Source organism: Psychrobacter sp. ANT206 (assembly GCF_056880555.1).
On the sequence record NZ_CP096271.1, the window covers coordinates 2,868,808 to 2,888,210 of the forward strand.

17 protein-coding genes and 2 tRNA genes are annotated in these 19,403 nt (G+C 43.1%); 13 read left to right on the top strand and 6 right to left on the bottom strand.

What is annotated here, in order from left to right:
* Nucleotides 1–12: 12 nt before the first annotated feature.
* From M0221_RS11970 to M0221_RS11985, 4 genes are all read left to right on the top strand, one after another.
* Nucleotides 13–378, top strand: a complete 366-nt coding sequence (locus M0221_RS11970) for a hypothetical protein (RefSeq protein WP_483283913.1) — start codon at nt 13–15, stop codon at nt 376–378.
* 122 nt (nt 379–500) lie between these two features.
* A tRNA-Ala gene (locus M0221_RS11975) sits at nt 501–576 on the top strand.
* Between the two features lie 145 nt (nt 577–721).
* Nucleotides 722–797: transfer RNA gene (locus tag M0221_RS11980), tRNA-Glu, on the top strand.
* A gap of 224 nt (nt 798–1,021) precedes the next feature.
* Nucleotides 1,022–1,675, top strand: coding sequence for a LysE family translocator (locus tag M0221_RS11985; protein WP_483283914.1), 654 nt, complete (start codon nt 1,022–1,024; stop codon nt 1,673–1,675).
* Between the two features lie 88 nt (nt 1,676–1,763).
* On the opposite strand, the gene acnA is transcribed toward M0221_RS11985, so the two are convergent.
* The gene (gene acnA / locus M0221_RS11990) at nt 1,764–4,571 is read right to left on the bottom strand and encodes an aconitate hydratase AcnA (protein WP_011514689.1); all 2,808 of its coding nucleotides are present in this window, start codon (nt 4,569–4,571) and stop codon (nt 1,764–1,766) included.
* A 411-nt stretch (nt 4,572–4,982) separates the two neighbouring features.
* Nucleotides 4,983–6,026 carry a DUF3025 domain-containing protein gene (locus M0221_RS11995; protein WP_483283915.1) on the bottom strand — a complete coding sequence of 348 codons (1,044 nt, stop codon included), beginning with the start codon at nt 6,024–6,026 and terminating at the stop codon, nt 4,983–4,985.
* 114 nt (nt 6,027–6,140) lie between these two features.
* On the opposite strand from M0221_RS11995, the gene M0221_RS12000 reads away from it, so the two are divergent.
* Both M0221_RS12000 and M0221_RS12005 read left to right on the top strand, forming a co-directional pair.
* Nucleotides 6,141–6,857, top strand: coding sequence for a metal-dependent hydrolase (locus M0221_RS12000; RefSeq protein WP_483283916.1), 717 nt, complete (start codon nt 6,141–6,143; stop codon nt 6,855–6,857).
* A 42-nt stretch (nt 6,858–6,899) separates the two neighbouring features.
* Entirely contained in the window at nt 6,900–7,463 is a 564-nt protein-coding gene (locus tag M0221_RS12005; protein ID WP_483283917.1) for a YchJ family protein, read from the top strand.
* A gap of 23 nt (nt 7,464–7,486) precedes the next feature.
* Here M0221_RS12005 and M0221_RS12010 read toward each other — a convergent pair whose 3' ends face one another.
* The 3 genes from M0221_RS12010 to M0221_RS12020 are packed head-to-tail and all read right to left on the bottom strand — an operon-like array spanning nt 7,487 to nt 9,890.
* Nucleotides 7,487–8,410, bottom strand: coding sequence for a class II glutamine amidotransferase (locus tag M0221_RS12010; RefSeq protein WP_483283918.1), 924 nt, complete (start codon nt 8,408–8,410; stop codon nt 7,487–7,489).
* Nucleotides 8,411–8,671 carry a hypothetical protein gene (locus tag M0221_RS12015; protein WP_011514694.1) on the bottom strand — a complete coding sequence of 87 codons (261 nt, stop codon included), beginning with the start codon at nt 8,669–8,671 and terminating at the stop codon, nt 8,411–8,413.
* 43 nt (nt 8,672–8,714) lie between these two features.
* The gene (locus tag M0221_RS12020; protein ID WP_483283919.1) at nt 8,715–9,890 is read right to left on the bottom strand and encodes a homoserine kinase; all 1,176 of its coding nucleotides are present in this window, start codon (nt 9,888–9,890) and stop codon (nt 8,715–8,717) included.
* Nucleotides 9,891–10,069: 179 nt separating this feature from the next.
* On the opposite strand from M0221_RS12020, the gene hisF reads away from it, so the two are divergent.
* From hisF to glmS, 7 genes are all read left to right on the top strand, one after another.
* Nucleotides 10,070–10,852 carry an imidazole glycerol phosphate synthase subunit HisF gene (gene hisF / locus M0221_RS12025; RefSeq protein WP_011514696.1) on the top strand — a complete coding sequence of 261 codons (783 nt, stop codon included), beginning with the start codon at nt 10,070–10,072 and terminating at the stop codon, nt 10,850–10,852.
* Between the two features lie 205 nt (nt 10,853–11,057).
* A complete protein-coding gene (gene ribH, locus M0221_RS12030) occupies nt 11,058–11,579 on the top strand; it encodes a 6,7-dimethyl-8-ribityllumazine synthase (protein WP_011514697.1) in 522 nt (173 codons plus the stop codon).
* A gap of 230 nt (nt 11,580–11,809) precedes the next feature.
* Nucleotides 11,810–12,871 (top strand): transcription antitermination factor NusB, encoded by a 1,062-nt coding sequence (nusB, locus tag M0221_RS12035; protein WP_483283920.1) that lies wholly within the window; start codon nt 11,810–11,812, stop codon nt 12,869–12,871.
* Nucleotides 12,872–12,873: 2 nt separating this feature from the next.
* Nucleotides 12,874–13,908 (top strand): thiamine-phosphate kinase, encoded by a 1,035-nt coding sequence (gene thiL / locus M0221_RS12040; protein WP_483283921.1) that lies wholly within the window; start codon nt 12,874–12,876, stop codon nt 13,906–13,908.
* A 3-nt stretch (nt 13,909–13,911) separates the two neighbouring features.
* Nucleotides 13,912–14,490: a phosphatidylglycerophosphatase A family protein gene (locus M0221_RS12045; protein ID WP_483283922.1), complete on the top strand. Its 579-nt coding sequence runs from the start codon at nt 13,912–13,914 to the stop codon at nt 14,488–14,490.
* 183 nt (nt 14,491–14,673) lie between these two features.
* A complete protein-coding gene (gene glmU, locus M0221_RS12050; RefSeq protein WP_483283923.1) occupies nt 14,674–16,050 on the top strand; it encodes a bifunctional UDP-N-acetylglucosamine diphosphorylase/glucosamine-1-phosphate N-acetyltransferase GlmU in 1,377 nt (458 codons plus the stop codon).
* 159 nt (nt 16,051–16,209) lie between these two features.
* Nucleotides 16,210–18,054 carry a glutamine--fructose-6-phosphate transaminase (isomerizing) gene (gene glmS / locus M0221_RS12055; protein WP_483283924.1) on the top strand — a complete coding sequence of 615 codons (1,845 nt, stop codon included), beginning with the start codon at nt 16,210–16,212 and terminating at the stop codon, nt 18,052–18,054.
* Between the two features lie 249 nt (nt 18,055–18,303).
* Here the strand turns inward: glmS and ahr are convergent, their stop codons facing one another.
* Complete coding sequence (gene ahr / locus M0221_RS12060; RefSeq protein WP_483283925.1) at nt 18,304–19,305, bottom strand: NADPH-dependent aldehyde reductase Ahr; 1,002 nt, start codon at nt 19,303–19,305, stop codon at nt 18,304–18,306.
* Between the last annotated feature and the right edge of the window lie 98 nt (nt 19,306–19,403).

Here is a 19,403-nt window from a genome sequence, read left to right on the forward strand (position 1 = left end):
TTGGAAATAAAAATGGCAGCCAAGACCGTCACAATAGAAAGTAAAGATTATGTCTTTAACACGTTAAAAGAAGCGCAGAAATACTATGATGCCATCGTAAAAGAGCTATACGATACCAAGTTAATCCTCACGACCGGTCAAGACTTTGATGACTTAAAGTGGATATATACCTCTTATTGCAGTTATATCAATCATAATGTCGATCGATTGAAAGAATCTGACATTATTGGTTTTAAAGGTATCAGCACAGTACAACTAAAAGGTGGGCAATATATACCCACAGAATGCGGTGCAGTTATTTTTTCAGATGGTACGGAAGAAGAATTCTTTACCGATAAAACCATTAAAGAGATAGCCAGTCAGCAAAATCCACGCTAATTTGGGCTGAGTAAGTTAATAAAATAGCTTTGAACACTTTTTTTTGCATATTTATGCATTATTTTTAAAATAGCAGTTGACAAGACTGCTGGTCTTACATAAAATACGCACACTCTTAGCGAGGGGCTATAGCTCAGTTGGTAGAGCACTTGCATGGCATGCAAGGGGTCAACGGTTCGACTCCGTTTAGCTCCACCATACTATTTATTGCAAAGCTCAGTTCACTGAAACTTTAACGTAAATACTCGCTAGTAGGACGATATCAGCACCTAGGCAATGCTTATTTATAAGCTATCTGATATTGTGAAGTACCGTTGTAACCACTGGTTATAACACTCTATGCGTCCCCATCGTCTAGAGGCCTAGGACACCGCCCTTTCACGGCGGTAACGGGGGTTCGAATCCCCCTGGGGACGCCACTATACGGCGTCACTTATTAGCACTTTTGCTTAGCATCAGATTAGACTAGTAAGCGAACAATAAAAAAGCCCAGTCATCATACGGTGACTGGGCTTTTTTATGTCTGTCATTTCTGAAAAATGCGAGCAAGGCTATATATACCATTAGGAATATTGATAGAATGCAATGTAAAGGCGCTCTATAAAATGTTGAGCTGAATTGCTATCACAAGGAGGTATTGGCTATGTTTGGTATTGAAAATTATCTGGGATTTATTCTTGCTGCCATTTTATTAAATATAACACCCGGAACAGATAGCATGTATATCATTACTCGTAGTATGTCACAGGGACAAACTGCAGGATTCTACTCTGTCTTCGGTATTATCTCTGGTATTTTAGTACATACTTTGCTGGCTGCGTTCGGATTGTCCGTCCTATTAGCCAATTCACCATTTGCATTTATGCTAGTGAAATATATTGGCGCAAGCTACTTATGCTATCTAGGCTTTAAAATGCTGACTAGCAAACCAGTACCTTTACTTGCCAGTAATTTACCCATTGAAGAAAAATTAGCGTCTACTCGACCGTTAGATAGGTGGCAGATATATAAGCAAGGGGTCATAACTAATACCTTTAATCCAAAAGTCGCCTTATTCTTTTTGGCGTTCTTCCCACAGTTTATCGACTCGAGTTATGGTAATAGCATGCTGTCTTTTTTAGGTCTTGGGCTAACTTTTGCTACGACCGGTTTTATGTGGTTCTCGTGCTTGGCATTACTGTCGTCAAAGTTCAGTGAAAATCTGCGTAAGAATCCTACTATTGAAGTAATTTTAAATAGAATAAGCGGTGTGATATTTATCGGCATGGGAGTCAAGCTGCTGACTGAGAAAGGTTGAGCAATAAAATTACCTAAGCACGATAATATTGCATAAAAGAGCCCAATCATATGATTGGGCTCTTTACCATACTAGGTCTAATAAATGACTATGCTGCGTCTTTACTCTCAGCAGCTAACTGACGTAGCACATAGTGCAATACACCGCCATGACGCACATACTCGCGCTCTTTTGGCGTCTGTAACATGACATTGACGTCAAAGCTCTCAGTTGAGCTATCGGCACGTGTGGCCGTAACTTTGGCTGTTTTGCTTTCGCCATTATCTAGACCTGTGATACTAAGGACTTCAGAACCATCTAGATTATAGGTCGCTGCATTTTCACCGTCTTTAAAAGTCAATGGCAAAACACCCATACCGACTAGATTTGAGCGGTGAATACGCTCAAACGAGCTGGTCAGTACCGCTTTCACGCCGAGTAGAATCGTTCCCTTCGCGGCCCAGTCACGGCTAGAGCCAGAGCCATATTCTGCACCGCCAAGTACCACGAGCGGACGTTTATCTTCTTTATACTTCATCGCCGCATCATAGATAGCCATTTCTTGACCATCTTGTAACGTGGCGCTATCGCCATTGAAGTAATAGGTATAACCGCCCTCTTTGCCAGCCATCATGGCGTTTTTGATACGGATATTGGCAAAGGTACCACGAGTCATGACCGCATCATTACCACGGCGTGAGCCATAACTGTTGAAGTCAGCTTCCATCACACCACGCCCTTGCAAGTACTTACCCGCAGGAGAATCAGCATCGATATTACCAGCTGGTGAGATATGATCGGTGGTGATTGAATCACCGAACAACCCTAAGATACGCGCGCCTTCGATATCAGGGATACCTTCCGGCTCCATGGTCATGCCATCGAAGAACGGTGGGTTCTTAATGTACGTAGACTCTTCGCTCCATGGATACAGCTGGCTATCGGCTGAGCTAATGGCGTTCCATGCTGCACTACCGTCAAACACTTCGCCATAGTTTTTACGGAACATATCCGCGTCGATATTATTGGCAATTAGCTCGTTAATTTCTTCTGACGTTGGCCAGATGTCTTTTAGGAATACATCATTGCCTTCTTGGTCTTGTCCTAGCGGATGCGTGGTCAAGTCAATATCGACAGTACCTGCTAGGGCATAAGCAACAACCAATGGCGGTGACGCCAAGTAGCTGGCTTTTACATGTGAGTGAATACGACCTTCAAAGTTACGGTTACCTGATAGTACAGCAGCGGCAACCAAATCACCTTCTTCGATAGCCCCTTCAATCGCCCCTAATAACGGACCTGAGTTACCGATACAAGTGGTACAGCCATAACCAACTAGGTAGAAGCCTATTTTCTCTAGCTCATCCATCAATTCGGCTTTTTCAAGGTAATCAGTTACTACTTTTGACCCTGGAGCCAGTGAAGTTTTAACCCATGGTTTAGCCGTTAGACCTTTTGCAGCGGCTTTTTTCGCAACCAAACCTGCGCCAATCATCACTGCTGGGTTTGAGGTATTGGTACAAGAAGTAATTGCCGCGATAACGACAGAACCATCACGCAATCTATACTCTTCATCTTCGATTTTGACCGTGCAATAAGTACTGCCTTCCGCGCAAAAAGGATTAGGTTTTGCCGCGAGCGTTTTTGCTTGCTCTTGCTTACCGCCTTCTTCATCGAAGCGAACCTTGGCTTCAACTTCTTTCTTACGGTCTTTGGTCATCGCCGTCAAGGTTTCGCCAAATTTTTCATGCATATCAGATAGATTAATACGCTGTTGTGGCAAGTTCGGACCAGCAAGTGCGGGCTGTACTGATGATAAATCCAATTCCAACTTACTTGAGTAGGTCGCTGCTGGCGTATCTGCATCATGCCATAAGCCTTGTGCCTTGGCATATTTTTCAACCAACTCGATTTGTGCTTCATCACGACCTGATAGACGTAGATAATCAATCGCCATTTGGTCAATCGGGAAAATACCGCACGTTGCACCATATTCTGGTGACATATTGGCAATGGTGGCACGATCTGCAAGTGGCATACTGTGTAAGCCTTCGCCATAAAATTCGACGAACTTACCAACCACGCCATGCGCACGCAGCATCTCAACGACGCGTAACACTAAATCCGTTGCAGTAACGCCTTCGGTTAACTTACCTTTTAGCTCAAAACCAACCACTTGTGGGATGAGCATTGATGATGGCTGACCAAGCATTGCCGCTTCCGCTTCAATACCGCCCACGCCCCAACCAAGTACACCAATACCATTAATCATAGTAGTGTGACTGTCAGTACCAAATACCGTATCAGGATAAGCGGTCAGCTCACCGTCGACATCTGCAGCCATTACCACACGGGCCAAGTACTCTAAGTTGACCTGATGCACAATACCTGTGGCTGGTGGCACGACAACGAAGTTTTTAAAGGCATTCTTGCCCCAATGCAGAAACTCATAGCGCTCATTATTACGCTTAAACTCAATCTTTTCGTTAAGATCTATGGCATCTTCGCGGCCATAAGCATCGACTTGTACTGAGTGATCGACGACCAATTCACTTGGGATAAACGGGTTAATTTGCTCAGCTTTGCCGCCAAGCTCAACTACGGCATCACGCATCGCTGCCAAATCGACTACCGATGGCACACCAGTAAAATCTTGCAGGACAACACGGGCTGGCATAAAGGCTATTTCTTTTGACGCTTCTGCGCCTGCATCCCAATTGGCGACCGCTTCGATGTGGTTTTTGCCAACAGATTGGCCGTCATCTTCATTACGCAATAAGTTTTCTAAAACGACTTTCATGCAAAATGGTAACTTGCTAATGTTTTCGTAAGTCTCGGTTAACTTGGGCAGACTGTAATAGGTATGGTCCTTGCTATCGACCGTAATGGTGTCTTTTACATTAAAAATATCACTCATGGTAGCTTCCTTATCGTTGTTATAGATCCTGAACATAAATGACTCTTGAACTAATATTACTATCAATCAATAAGCATTTATGCTGATAATTGGTGGCTAAATAATAGTGCTTAAATTTTTACTAAATGAATTTAATGGCTAACTTTAGTAGCTGTTATTAACAACTCAAATTAATGACTCATAAGAGTTGCTAAGAAAAATAGACCGCTGTATTTTTATACTTACAAAATCTTAGGTAACAAAAGACATAAGCATATCTTTAGTATTTAACAGTAACGTCCTTTTACCATAACAAATAACCCGAGCTTTGTTAACGTCTAGACGTAGTCAAATCGTGGCACAATCGTAAACGTAACAATGCTTTAGCGGTTAAGCATTAACGGTTAACTCGTAAGGTATTCCCTTATCTTTTTATTTTTGACGGCGACCACTGCGAAACACTTGGCTATCATCATAAAAGTTAGGCTTGGCATTTTCAGCCCAAAAATGCGGCACACCCAAAATAGGCAATGGAGACAGTTTGCGCGGTGTCACATCCGGTTGTGATAATAATGCCTCCATATAATCAGCTACTTTCTGATCCAAATGACTAATACGCTCAGATAGCGATAAGGCAAAAAAATCTGGCGTCACATAAATAACAATACTATGGGCGCACAATGCTTTACGTGGTTGTAGCAGTTTTTCTAGTAAGGCATGACCAAAAATATAAACCGCAGCTTGAGAGTGGTTATTCGATTGCTTTGGCTTATCCCACTGCTCACGCGGTTCTACCAAACTTTTTTGCCAGTCAAAATCCACTAGTGCCTCACCAATACTAGGCTCTGCTGTCACTAAAATCGCGCCATTTTCATCAAATACGGTAATGGTATCGCGAACACGACCGCGACTGGCACCAATACCTTGCTGATCAATCTCACGCATATGATAATAATTGAGTAACGCTTTGGTCTTGGGAAAGGTGAGCCAAATGCTACCGTTAAATAAATCATGCAAGTTATCGCGGGTGGGAATATTACCGGTCGTGCCGATAAAACTCTCGTACGCCTCACCTTCTGGCAACGCATTTTGTGAGACAAATCGTAAGGTGTGGGCTTGATTGTTTAGTGCAGGTTTGGTTTGCGGTAATGACTGCTGTAGGTCATCAGCCTGTTGCTGCAATGCTATATTTAAAACCTTGGCGATAATATCAGGTGTGTTTCCGAGTTTATCTGTTTGAGCAGGCTCATCTCTTAAAGAGCTAAGCTTTGTGATGGCTTTACTTATATAGCCTAACTGGTTTAAGTGACACAGCCATGGCGCTTGCCAGTCAATGGCAGCAAAGCTGTCATCAAGCTGACTATCGCATGCAGACGGGTTATTAATAGAAGCTTCAACAGATGCATTAACAGGCACATCGAAAGGAGCGTTGCAAATATTGGTATTAGGCTTGGCAGGTAAATCAGTAGCGGTCATATTGACTATCCCTATTAGACGACTGGCTTGGCTATGGTATCATGGAGCGCTTTTTTACGGCTAGACGAGCCGCTCGAAATGACGTTTTCGTGCGCTACTTATTGATGAGTTTTTATGGCAAATTTTAACACCCACTTAAATGTTGCATTCATGGTCAGTGGTACGCTGAGTCTAACGGTTTATAAAGCTGGCTTGATTGATGATTCAGGGTTTTTGATGTGTGTGGCGCTCGGTACCATCGGTGGGTTGCTACCTGATTTAGATTCAGATAACTCGACGCCCATTAAACTTGGTTTTAATATTACCTCGTTTATTTTTGCCTTTGGTCTGGTAATGCATTGGCGTAGTGAGCTGAGTTTACTGGCGCTGATAGCATTATGGCTAGCAGGCTACGGCTTTATGCGTTATGTGGTATTTTCGATTTTTACCAATATGACCGTGCATCGCGGTGTCATTCATTCGGTTCCCTATATGGCGATAATGGGGCTTGGAATGACCTATGTCAGCTACGATATTTTAAATTTACCTTTGACGGTTAGCTGGTTTTACGGCTTATTTTTATTCGGCGGCGCCATGGTGCATTTGGCATTAGATGAGCTATATAGTGTGAATTTATCCAATATGAAAATGAAGCGCTCATCGGGTACGGCGATGAAGTTCTATCAACATAAAGATAAATGGTGGTATCTGCTACTGTACGTCATGCTTGTGCTCTTGGTATATTTTGCGCCACCATTTGATGAATTTTGGCAGCAGCTACGTGACCCCGCACCTTGGGCAAAGCTTAAAATCGGTCTATGGCCAGAATTGATAAAAAACTGGCTAAATTAAAACTTATGAAGCTATCAAAACGAATAATAACTTGAGTAAATAATGTCAATTTCTCTACAGACTTGCCCTTGCCAAATGAATCCGTCATCGGATGACATTAGCGCGCCGCTACTTTATCAAGATTGCTGCCAGCCTTACCATGACAGTTTATTGAGCGAAGAAACTGATAAAGCTGACGGCATAAAAACTGAAACTGCTGAACGCCTCATGCGCACGCGCTATAGTGCGTTTGTGTTGGTCATTCCAGAATATATCGTCAAGACCACGCTACCCTCGCAGCAAAATTTACTAAATATTCAGGCGATTGAGAGTTGGGCAAAAGAGACGGATTGGGCAGGATTGGAAATCGTCGCGCACACGCCAAAGCTAGGTAAACGTCATGCGCAAGTTGAATTTAAGGCTTACTTTAATGTCTCTGATAATGAAGATGATGGCTTGCAGGCGCATCATGAATTGTCTGCCTTTGTAAAAGTAACAGACAAAGCGAACAACGATGCGCGTTGGCACTTCCTCGACCCAACAGTAGAAATGACTATAACCCAAAAACAGCCGTGTATTTGCGGTTCGGGTGAGAAATTTAAGCGTTGTTGTGGAATGTATATTTAATTAACATCCACTATTCACCACTCCTAAACACTCGCCCCAACTGCCCGTGCCACCGCAACGCCTTCCTCAATCGTCAAAAACTTGCGCTGGCTTGGGCTGTCTTTATAAATGACATCCCCATCTTGAAATATTAAGCACTCATTAACTGCCAACTGCTGCCATTTTTCATTTTCAGTCAATGGCACAGTCACTAAGATAGTCACTTTATCTTTATCAGTGGTCACATCACCAAAGTTAATCGCCAAATCATCATCTGCTAATTTTGCTTCACCAAATGGTGCTTTGCGCGTGAGATAAAACAGTAAACTGCCTGCATAAGCCAATTGCCATTGACCATTCGATATTAAGCAATTAAACAAACCGTTAGCGGATAAATAACGACATTGAGTCGTCAGAAAGTTAAACAGCGTTTTGTCATCAGGACGGGTTTTAAAGCTGCTTTTTAGACGATTAACGAGATAACAAAACGCCATTTCAGAATCGGTATTACCGACTGGCTGGCAATGTGAGGCATTACCATTGTCTTGCAGGCGCTGACAGCGTTTAATAAATTCGCTATTCATCTGCCCGTTATGGGCAAATACCCACTGCTCGCCCCACACTTCACGGACAAAAGGATGGGTATTCGCCAAACAGTTTTGCCCTTGAGTAGCTTTACGAATATGTGCGATAACATTCATCGCTTTGATTGGATAATTATTAACCAAATCAGCAACGGGCGATAAATGGCTTGGGCGATTGTCATGGAATAAGCGTAGACCAGTCGAGGCATTGTCCGACTTTTCACTATTAGAGCTGTCACTATTAGTGCATTCGCTACGCTCAAAAAATGCAATACCAAAACCATCCTCATGACTGTCTGTCATGCCGCCGCGACGACGGAAGCCTGCAAAGCTAAAACCGATATCGGTTGGTGTATTACAGTTCATACCTAAAAGTTGACACATTTATAGAGTACCGCCGTTATCGTCGTCTGTTTCAGGCAAGCTTGCCGCATCCTTATCAATACTATCCAAAATGCGTTTTGCATGCACCAAATCGGTATCTTGTACCCAAAGCACGATGCCAGAATTCATGCCAGGCATCGCACTCAGCGGTTGTAGAGAAACAGTAATATCGTTATTACGCAGCAAATTGGCATGTAACTCACCTTGGATATTGGTATCGTAGCGTGCCAGTTTGTGCCAGTTATCAACTTGATCGGTCATGAGTTCGCCTTTATATTTGTGATACAGGAATGCTCAAAAAAAATTATACTAATTGATCGAGCGTATATTCTTTGATTGCAAAATCACTGCTATTACTTAATTTATCACGTGCTTGCTCAGCTTGGGTGATATTGCTAAAAATACCGATTATCTGAGTGTTTTTTTGCGCCACTGATTGATTATCTAACAATACAAATACCGTATTTTGCACTTTTTCAACATGTGACCAATGATAAGCAGCTAGACGCTTCATTAAGTCAGGATTTTTGACCATGATGTTATCGCCAGTCCGACCTTCGGTACGGTTATAATGGATGACGTTGAGACGTAATAGCCAAAAAATCACCGCAGCTTTTGCGAGCATCACTGGTAAGGCACGCTTTTCATCTTCACCGAGCATGCGTTTCGACTCATAGCCTTGCAAAAAAGCCACCATTTTGCTGCGGTCAAAATTCACCGACTCGCCTTGTTCAGCCATACCCCAAGTAGTACAAAAGTCATTAATGGTAATGGCAATATCCATCACATAATGTTCAACGCTGACTTCGGTGAAATCTAATAACCCAGTCAGACGCGCTTCACCTTTTTGACTGTTATTTAAAGATAAGTTCCATAAAGTATTATCAGCAAACATATCTAAATGACATAAGCCTTTTGGCATGCTGGCAAGCGGCAAATTCGTATAAGACTGCCAAATATCGCTCATGAGTTTGGCTTCGTCAGCTGGCATAAACTGCATTTCACGGTCGCGTACATCGCTCCATGGGTATAATGGCACGCCATATTCTTCCGCAGGCTGTAGCTGTTGTAGCGTTTCATGCAATACTGCCAAAGATGCGCCAATTTCATGGCACATGGCTTGCGTAGTCTGCTGTGGATGAGAGCCTGCCAAACATGGCACTAGCGTAATGGCTTTATTGTCATAACGTATGACATAACATTTTTCTGCGCTATCAACTAATGATAACGGCGCCGCTACCGGTAATTTACCATCCAATTGATTGAGGATAACCGCCATTTTTTCGATGTCTTCTGGTGGACGCTCTTCAAACAAGGTAAACACATAAGAATGTGCGCCATCTACATCGTCAGTCGTCTGAATAAACCAGTTAGAGTTTTTGATACCTTGGGTAATCGGAATGGCACGGGCGAACGATACGCCAAAACGTTGGCAAAAGGTAGTAAATTGGTCATCGGTTAACTGGGTATAGACGGACATGACATCTCACTTATGGCAATTAAAAGAAGGTAAATAGATACGGTAATGACAATGATTGTACCGTGCATGAGCAAACTTTGGTTAAAAGCATAATAATCTTGCGAAAACCTGCCTGAGATGGCAGTGATTTTGCTAGACTAGCGCTTATAGAATGAATTGATTATAAGGTGAAAGACCCTATGTTAGCAAAGCGTATCATCCCTTGTTTGGACGTTGATAATGGGCGCGTGGTCAAAGGCGTACAATTTGTCGATATCAAAGATGCAGGTGACCCTGTCGAGGTAGCGAAACGCTACAATGAACAAGGCGCCGATGAGATTACTTTTTTGGACATTACTGCGACCAATGACGAGCGTGACACCACTTACCATACGGTAGAACGTATGGCGGAAACGGTATTTGTGCCATTAACTGTCGGCGGCGGCGTGCGTAAAATTGCCGATATTCGTAATTTGCTCAATGCAGGCGCGGATAAAGTAGCGATCAATTCTGCTGCGGTATTTACCCCTGAGTTCGTCGGTGAAGCCTCGCAGAAATTCGGCAATCAATGTATCGTCGTGGCTATCGATGCCAAGCGCGTTGCTGATATCGAGGTTGATGGCATTATCATGCCGCGTTGGGAAATATTTACCCACGGCGGTCGTAAGCCAACGGGCATTGATGCCGTCGCTTGGGCAAGCAAAATGGCTGAGCTTGGCGCCGGTGAATTATTGGTAACTTCTATGGATGGCGATGGCACCAAAAAAGGCTACGATTTGGCATTAATGAAGCAAATTACCAGTCGTGTAAATGTACCAGTTATCGCGTCAGGTGGCGTCGGTAATTTACAGCATTTAGCCGAAGGCGTATTAGAAGGCGGCGTCGATGCCGTCCTTGCTGCCAGTATTTTTCACTTTGGTGAGTATACCGTTCAAGAAGCCAAAGCATATATGGCAGCGCAAGGTATACAAATGCGTTTGTAAGACGTTGGTAAAATACAAATATAGCAGCAAAAAATGTTATCATAGCGCTAACTGCTTATTATCATTTGGTTTTCGGTCATTTGAGTGCCTATTTATCTGCTCACTAGCCAATTAAATAAGCGATTTGAACCTAGCAATATATTTAGATTCCTAATACTTAGATTCTTATACTTCTATTAATAGCTTATTCGGCAAAGGATTTTTTATGTCAAATTTACAACAGCAACGCAATGACGTGACCCATATTGATGGCAATTTACATCAAAACGAGGACGTGCGTATCGGTATCGTCGTCGGTCGTTTTAATGGTTTTGTCGTTGAGTCATTGGTTGATGGTGCGATTGATGCATTGCTTCGTCATGGCGTATTGGGTAGTAACATCACTGTGATTCGTGTGCCGGGTGCGTTTGAGTTGCCATTGGTTGCACAACGCGCTGCTGAGTCTGATCGCTTTGACGCTATCGTTGCTTTGGGTGCGATTATCCGTGGTAGCACGCCGCATTTTGACTTTGTCGCAAGCGAATCTGCTAAAGGTTTAAGCAGTGTTGCCATTGACTATAATATTCCAGTAGCAAACGGCGTATTGACTACTGACAGCATCGAGCAAGCGATTGAGCGTGCTGGTACTAAAGCTGGTAATAAAGGTTCAGAAGCAGCGATGGTTGTACTAGAAATGCTTGCTGTGTTATCACAGTTAGACATTGATGATGGCAGCGAAGACGCTTAATTGCACTCACTCTTAGCCGCATTTATGAGTATAAAATTATTATTTATTGTTTGAAACGGGGCTATGGTTATAACGATAGCCCTCAGCACTTTACAATAGAATTAGCATTAATATTTTAAATGATTATCGAACATTCATCTCCAAGACTGACTAGCAACATTTGCGAGTCGACCACTATTTAACATTTTATTTTTAAACTTATTATCTCAAAAACTAGGTATAGACCCCTTATGACTGACCAACTCAAGCGCGCTATTAGCGCTGCACAAACCGCACAAGTTAATGACCAACAAGCTGAAGCCACGCGCATCGCGAGCAGCAGTGCGGGCGATCAAACCTTTGATATGAGTGAGTCTTCTTATAAGACTAGTCACACTGCTATCCGTAAGGCACGCCGCTTTGCTATGCAAGGTCTATATGAATGGCTGGTTACTGACCGCCGTTTTGATATCGATGGCAAGCTTGGCTGGAAAGCCAATGCCCCGCACGATATTGCTGCTCGTACACGCGCGACCAATGCCATGCATACTGTACATATTGGCTACTATCATGAAATGATGCGTGATATCCCAGAGCAGATTGATGCCTTAGATGCGCTTATTAGCCAGCATCTAGATCGTGAAATCAATAAACTCGATACGGTTGAACATGCCATTCTTTTGGTTGGCGCTTACGAGCTACAAAATCGTTTAGAAATTCCGTACAAAGTGGTACTTGATGAAGCGATGAAGCTAAACAATCACTTTGGCGCGACAGATGCACATAAACTGATTAATGCCGTCTTAGATAGAATGGCAGTTGAGCTACGTGCTCCCGAAGTAGACGCAGATAGTAAAGCCAATCTTCGCACCTCACAAAAAGCGGTAGCTAAGCCTGTTACTAAAGCGGATAAAAACACAGATATCAATGCTAATAATAGTGATATCGAAGAAAAGCCAACAGCATCAAATAAACCACGTATCAGTGCTAATAATGCCAGTGTTAAACGCAATAGTGTTAGTAAAGCTTTGGCAAATATTACTGATTACAAAGCCAGTAAGCAGAACGATACTCAAAATACGGTTGAGGAAATTATTATTAAACCGACTAGCATCGAAACAGTCATCGTTGATAAAGCAGACGAGATTGCCGTTAGTGCCGAAAACATTGCCAATGATCAGACAGTAGAAGAAAACATCGCTGCTAGCAATGACAAAGTTACAGCAGAGGTCGAATTACTTGACTCGAATAGCGTTGATTTTGATACAAAAAGTGCTGAATTAAACGATACTGATGAAAAAAGCCAAGACTAGCCATGAATGAATTTGAGCTGATTGAGCGTATATTTTTACAGATGCAAGCCACGCAGTCATCATCTAACGCTGTCGAAAAGGGCATCGGTGATGATGCGGCTGTGATGGCATTGCCACAAGGCGCGCGCTTAGTCAGCTGCATTGATACGCTGGTCCAAGGTCGTCACTTTAGTGCCGATTGGGATCAAGTTAATAAACTGGCATTTGCTATCGGTTATAAAGCAGTAGCCGTTAATATCTCGGACATTGCGGCTATGGGTGCCACCCCGCATAGCATTTTACTGGCATTAGCATTACCTCAGCGCCTTGCTAATAGTCAGTGGCTGACTGAGTTTGCCAAAGGTTTATTTCATGCTTGCCAGTTATTTGGTGTGACCTTGATAGGCGGTGATACGACCCGTAATGATAGCTTAGTGTTAAGTGTCAGTGCCCAAGGGCTGCTTGCCGCAGATACTCCAGCTGTCTATCGCTCAGGGGCGCAAGTCGGTGATAAAATTTATGTATCAGGTACACTTGGCGATGCCGCTTATGCCTTACAGCACCCTGATAATGCTATCGGTATTGAACTTGCGCATCGACTTCATATGCCAACACCACGTATTAGCTTAGGTGCAGCACTAGCACAAATCGGTGCAACGTCAATGATAGATATCTCTGATGGTCTTTATCAAGATCTTGGTCATATCTGCGAGCAAAGCGGCATCGCTATGAGACTTAATTTGGAAGCTCTTCCTACCAGTAACCCTTTAGCTAGTATCGATGTATCTGAGCGGCTATTGTGTCAATTAACTGGTGGCGATGATTATGAGTTGGCTTTTACCTTACCTCCCCATATCGAGCCATCTTCTTGTACCGACGTTAATACGCCTGTGACTTATATTGGTAATGTGATTGCATTGGCGAGTGATAGAAATACAGATAATGCGGCGCATAAACGTCCTGAACTTTATTATCAAGATCAGCCAGTGACACCCACCCATCCCTCACCGTTTATTACTTGGCCCAACCTTATGGGTTACCAACATTTTGCAGGTTAACCCATGACCGATCACGACCTAGTTAAGCCCGATATCCGTAAAGCCAATGATTGCCCTCCTCTGCCAGTCAACGCCACCATGCTTGACCGCGCAGTTTATTGGCTCGGTATCGGCTTGGGCAGTGGTTTACCTCGCCGGGCGCCCGGCACTTGGGGTACGGTTGGCGGCTTAATCGTTGCAATACCGCTACTAAGCTTAGGTTTTATACCATTTTTAATTATTACACTTTTATCTTGCATCATTGGTATCTGGATATGTGGTCGCACCTCAGATTTGATGGGCGGTCATGATGACCCACATATTGTCTGGGATGAGTGGGCAGGTATATGGATTACCTTATTGCCGTTGTCCTATATAGGTATTGCTGACGGTAATTTTTGGCACAACATCTCGCAACCTTTTTCTGTCGCTGCTCTGATCATGATCTTTATACTTTTTCGCTTTTTTGACATCATTAAGCCACCACCCATTGGATGGGCAGATAGAAAAGTCGCTGGCGGTCTAGGCATTATGTTAGATGACATTATTGCTGGCATTATGGCAGCGGCAGTCTGGGTCATTATTTATAATATAATCCTCTAATTTTACATTAGCAGCGCATTTATTTTATCTTGTAACCAGATAGTTATAACACAACAACTTTTATCATTTAATATTGCTGTGAGCGATAGCTGAATTACAAAGACGTCACGACATAGCGTTTTAGTTAAATGCCAATTTACGCTATAATCCCAAATTATATTTTGTTACATTTGTAGGGCTATTATGACATTTCCTCTTTCGGTAATTATCCTCGCTGCTGGTAAAGGCACGCGTATGCAGTCGGCCAAGCCAAAAGTGCTACAGACATTGGCTGGCAAGTCATTGCTAGGTCACGTGTTAGATACTTGCCATCAATTGACGGTTGATGACACCATCATTGTGCATGGTTTTGGTGGCGAGCAAGTACAAGATCACATTGACCAGCAATATGCGCATTTGCCCATTACTTGGGTCGCCCAAACTGAGCAGTTGGGCACGGGACATGCGGTCAAAGTGACTCTATCTGAGCTACCAAAAGATGGACAAAGTCTCATTCTTTACGGCGACGTGCCATTGGTTAGCTGTCAAACTTTAGCGACACTACAGGATGCCAATACTGACGGCATGTCTATGTTGACGCTAACCGTAGATAATCCATTTGGTCTTGGTCGTATTAAACGTGATAAAGATGGCAATATTGAAGCCATTATTGAGCAAAAAGACGCCAATAGCGATGAGCAGCAGATACAAGAAATTAATAGCGGTATTTACTGCGTCGATAATGCTTTATTGCATAAATTTTTGCCCAAGCTATCAAATGATAATGCGCAGCAAGAATACTATCTGACTGATATTGTCAAAATGGCGGTTGCTGATGGCATCACTATTGCAGCGATTGAGCCTGAGCATACTTTTGAGATTGAAGGCGTGAATAACCGTCAACAACTTGCTAGCTTAGAGCGTACATGGCAAGGTAAACTGGTCGCTGACTTACAAGAAGCTGGCGTACAGTTTGCTGACCCTACTCGTGTCGATATTCGTGGTACCTTGAGCGCAGGTCAGGACGTGTTTGTCGATGTGGGTGTGGTATTTGAGGGTGATTGTGTCTTAGGTGATAATGTTTATATTGAAGCGGGCTGTGTCATTAAAAACGCCCAGATAGGCAACGCTTGTCATATAAAACCTTATTGCGTGATTGATAGCGCTGAAGTTGGCGCAGGTGTAGATATTGGTCCTTTTGCGCATTTACGTCCTGAGACAATACTCTCTGACAACAGCAAAGTCGGTAATTTTGTCGAAATTAAAAAATCAACGATTGGTGATGGTAGCAAGGTTAATCATCTAAGCTATATTGGTGATGCCACTATTGGTACTGGTGTCAACGTTGGCGCTGGTGTGATTACTTGCAATTATGATGGTGTGAATAAATCACAAACCATCATTGAAGATAATGCCTTTATTGGCTCTAACTCAAGTCTAGTGGCGCCAGTGAAAATTGGTGATACCGCTACTGTGGCAGCTGGTTCAGTGATTACTAAAAACGTTGATGCTCATGCACTAGCCTTTGGTCGTGCTCGTCAAACACAGAAAAATGACTTTAAGCGTCCGACTAAAAAATAATGGCAGCGTTGACAGTTAGCTAAATAAAAACGGCTCTTAGCAATCTCAAGCAGTACGACAATGATTTGTGGTGCTGCTTATTTATATTTATAGATTAACCAGACATCGTCATACATAGAAATACATAGAAATACTAATAATTAAATTTAAGGAATAGTTATGTGCGGAATAGTTGGAGCAGTGGCTGAGCGTAATATCGCCAATATCTTACTTGAGGGACTTAAGCGCCTAGAATATAGAGGCTATGATTCTGCTGGTCTGACTGTCATTCGTGATGGCGAGCTCCACCGTGAGCGCCAAGTGGGTAAAGTTCAGGCCTTAGTCGATGCCGTCGCAGTCAACCCAGAGTTTTTCGATGGTCATATTGGTATTGCGCATACACGCTGGGCAACGCATGGCGAGCCGGCTCAGCGTAACGCCCATCCGCATGTTTCAGGCAAGATTGCTGTGGTACATAATGGTATCGTTGAAAACTACGCCGAGCTAAAAGAAGAATTAATTGCCAAAGGGTACGAGTTTACCTCGCAAACCGATACCGAAGTCGTCGCGCATCTTATTAACGATATCTATAAAGCAACGCCTGACTTATTAGAAGCCGTTCGCACTGTCACTCCTTTATTACATGGCGCATTTGCCCTTGGCGTTATCCATATTGATTGCCCAGAAGAGCTTATTACGGTACGTTTGGGCTCTCCTTTAGTGATTGGCGTCGGTATTGGCGAAAACTTTATCGCCTCCGATCAATTGGCACTTTTACCAGTGACCAATCGTTTTATGTATCTAGAGGAAGGCGATATTGCCCGATTAACGCGTAATAGTATTCAGGTTTACGCTAATGGTATCGAGGTCACACGCCAAATCCATGAAATTGACGCAGCACAACACAATGCGGACAAAGGCGAATTTAAGCATTATATGCTCAAGGAAATCTACGAGCAGCCAGATGCCGTCGCTCGCACTCTCGAGATGGCATTAGATAATGATGGGCCAACTAAACTGCGTGATGATTTTCTGCAACGTCATGAAACGCAATTAAAAGGCATTAAGCACGTACAAGTGATCGCTTGTGGTACTAGCTATCATTCAGGTTTGGTCGCAAAATATTGGTTTGAGAGTCTTATTCGTGTGCCTTGCTCAGTGGAAGTTGCCAGTGAGTTCCGTTATCGCAATCCAGTCGTCATTGATAACTCTTTAGTGATTTGTATTTCTCAGTCGGGCGAGACTGCTGATACTTTATCTGCACTACGTGATATTCAAAAACAGTCTCCTATTGGACTGGTTAGTCTGGCATTGTGCAATGTGCCAACCTCATCATTGGTACGTGAAACGGATATCTTCTTACCAACGCTTGCCGGTCCCGAGATTGGCGTGGCATCTACCAAAGCCTTTACCACTCAGCTTGCAGCACTGATGTTATTGTTATTAAAGGTAGGTGTGACCCAACAGCGCATGACTGATGAAAATTTGAGCACGCTGCTTGGTCAACTGCAACAACTACCGGGTCAGCTCCATGCCAGCTTACACCTCGACGCGCCTATCAAGATCATGAGTGAGCATTTTGAATATAAGAAAAGCTGCTTATTCCTAGGTCGTGGTTTACAGTTCCCAATTGCTCTAGAAGGCGCATTAAAGTTAAAAGAAATCTCTTATATTCATGCTGAAGGTTATGCGGCAGGCGAGCTGAAGCACGGACCATTGGCATTAGTGGATAAAGACATGCCTATCGTGGTGCTAGCACCTAAAGACAGTATGTTTGATAAGTTAAAAGCCAATATGCAAGAAGTTCATGCCCGTCATGGTGAGTTGTTTATCTTTGCGAGCGAATCCAGTCAAATGGTCGCAGCAGATAGATTGCACGTGGTGTATGTGCCAGATGTTTGCGAAACGCTTGCGCCGATTGTTTATAGCGTGCCAGTACAATTGCTGTCATATCATGTCGCAGTAATGCGCGGTACAGACGTTGATCAGCCACGTAACCTAGCAAAATCAGTTACAGTCGAATAATATTTACTAATTTAACAATATTTATTGTTAGCGAGTAATAAAGTATCATACTAGACAATTCATTCTATTTACTCAACTATTAGCCCTTGCTGTTGTTTAATACCATAGCAAGGGTTTTTTATGCGCTCAAAAAAAAGCAAAAATGGCTTAAAGAAAGTAGAGGTACAATACAAAAAAAATAGCGATACCCCGTCTTTCATTAAATGAGGTATCACTACTATGACTATGCCTTATTACCTTTAATGACTTTTAGTCTCTTTCTAATACCACTCTATAGCGAGCGTTACCACTCTCTAGGCGCTCAAATGCTTCATTTATCTCAGACATTTTGTACGTTTCAGTCACTGGCTGAATATTATGTCGAGCGGCAAAATCCAGCATTTTTCGCATGGTTGACGGTGATCCAACTGGTGAGCCTGACAGACTGTTTTGAGCCATAATCATTGGTGCAGCTGATATCTCTAATGGAGCTTCTAACAGTCCAACAAAGTGTAGCTTACCTTTTGGTCTCAAAGTCTTGATCACAACATCCCAGTTCATATCGACGTTCACTGTTGATATGATTAAATCAAAAGAACCAGCGGCTTTTTCAATTTCACTATCCTCTCTTGAGTTTAATGAGTGATGAGCGCCCATCTCTTTTGCCTCTTCCATTTTTGATTCACTGGTAAATGCCGTCACCTCACAGCCCCACGCATTGGCAAACTGAAGCGCTAAATGACCTAAACCACCAATACCGATAACAGCTACTCTTGAGGTTGGCGTGATGTCGTACTGCATAAGCGGATTAAACACCGTAACGCCGCCACATAGCAACGGTCCTACAGCGTTAAAATCAAGTCCTTCAGGTATCTTGATGACGCTAGTATCTTTTGCGCGCACCTTATCTGCAAAACCGCCATGGTTACCAATGATAGTACCTTCTTGCTCAGGGCATAGATTGTGGTCCCCACCGATACATAGATCACAAACGTTGCAATATCCTTTATGCCAGCCAAGCCCGACTTTATCGCCAAGCTCTAGGTGCTTGACATGCTTGCCCTTTGCGAGGACTTTTCCTGCGACTTCATGCCCACCTACAAACGGATATTGGGTCATTCCCCATTCGTTTTGCCACATCGATAAATCGCTATGGCAGATACCGCAGCTATGTACTTCGATTTCTACTTCATGATCCCCTAATGTGCCAGGATCATATTGATAAGGCACAAACTCGCCACCTTTTTCTTTTGCTGCATAGGCATTAATCATAGTTATTCCTTGTTTTCTAATATTTGTAGAAACTGGTTTATAGTTCTAGTAATGATCAAGACACGGATAGCATCAAAATATCGATATAAACCGTTTCT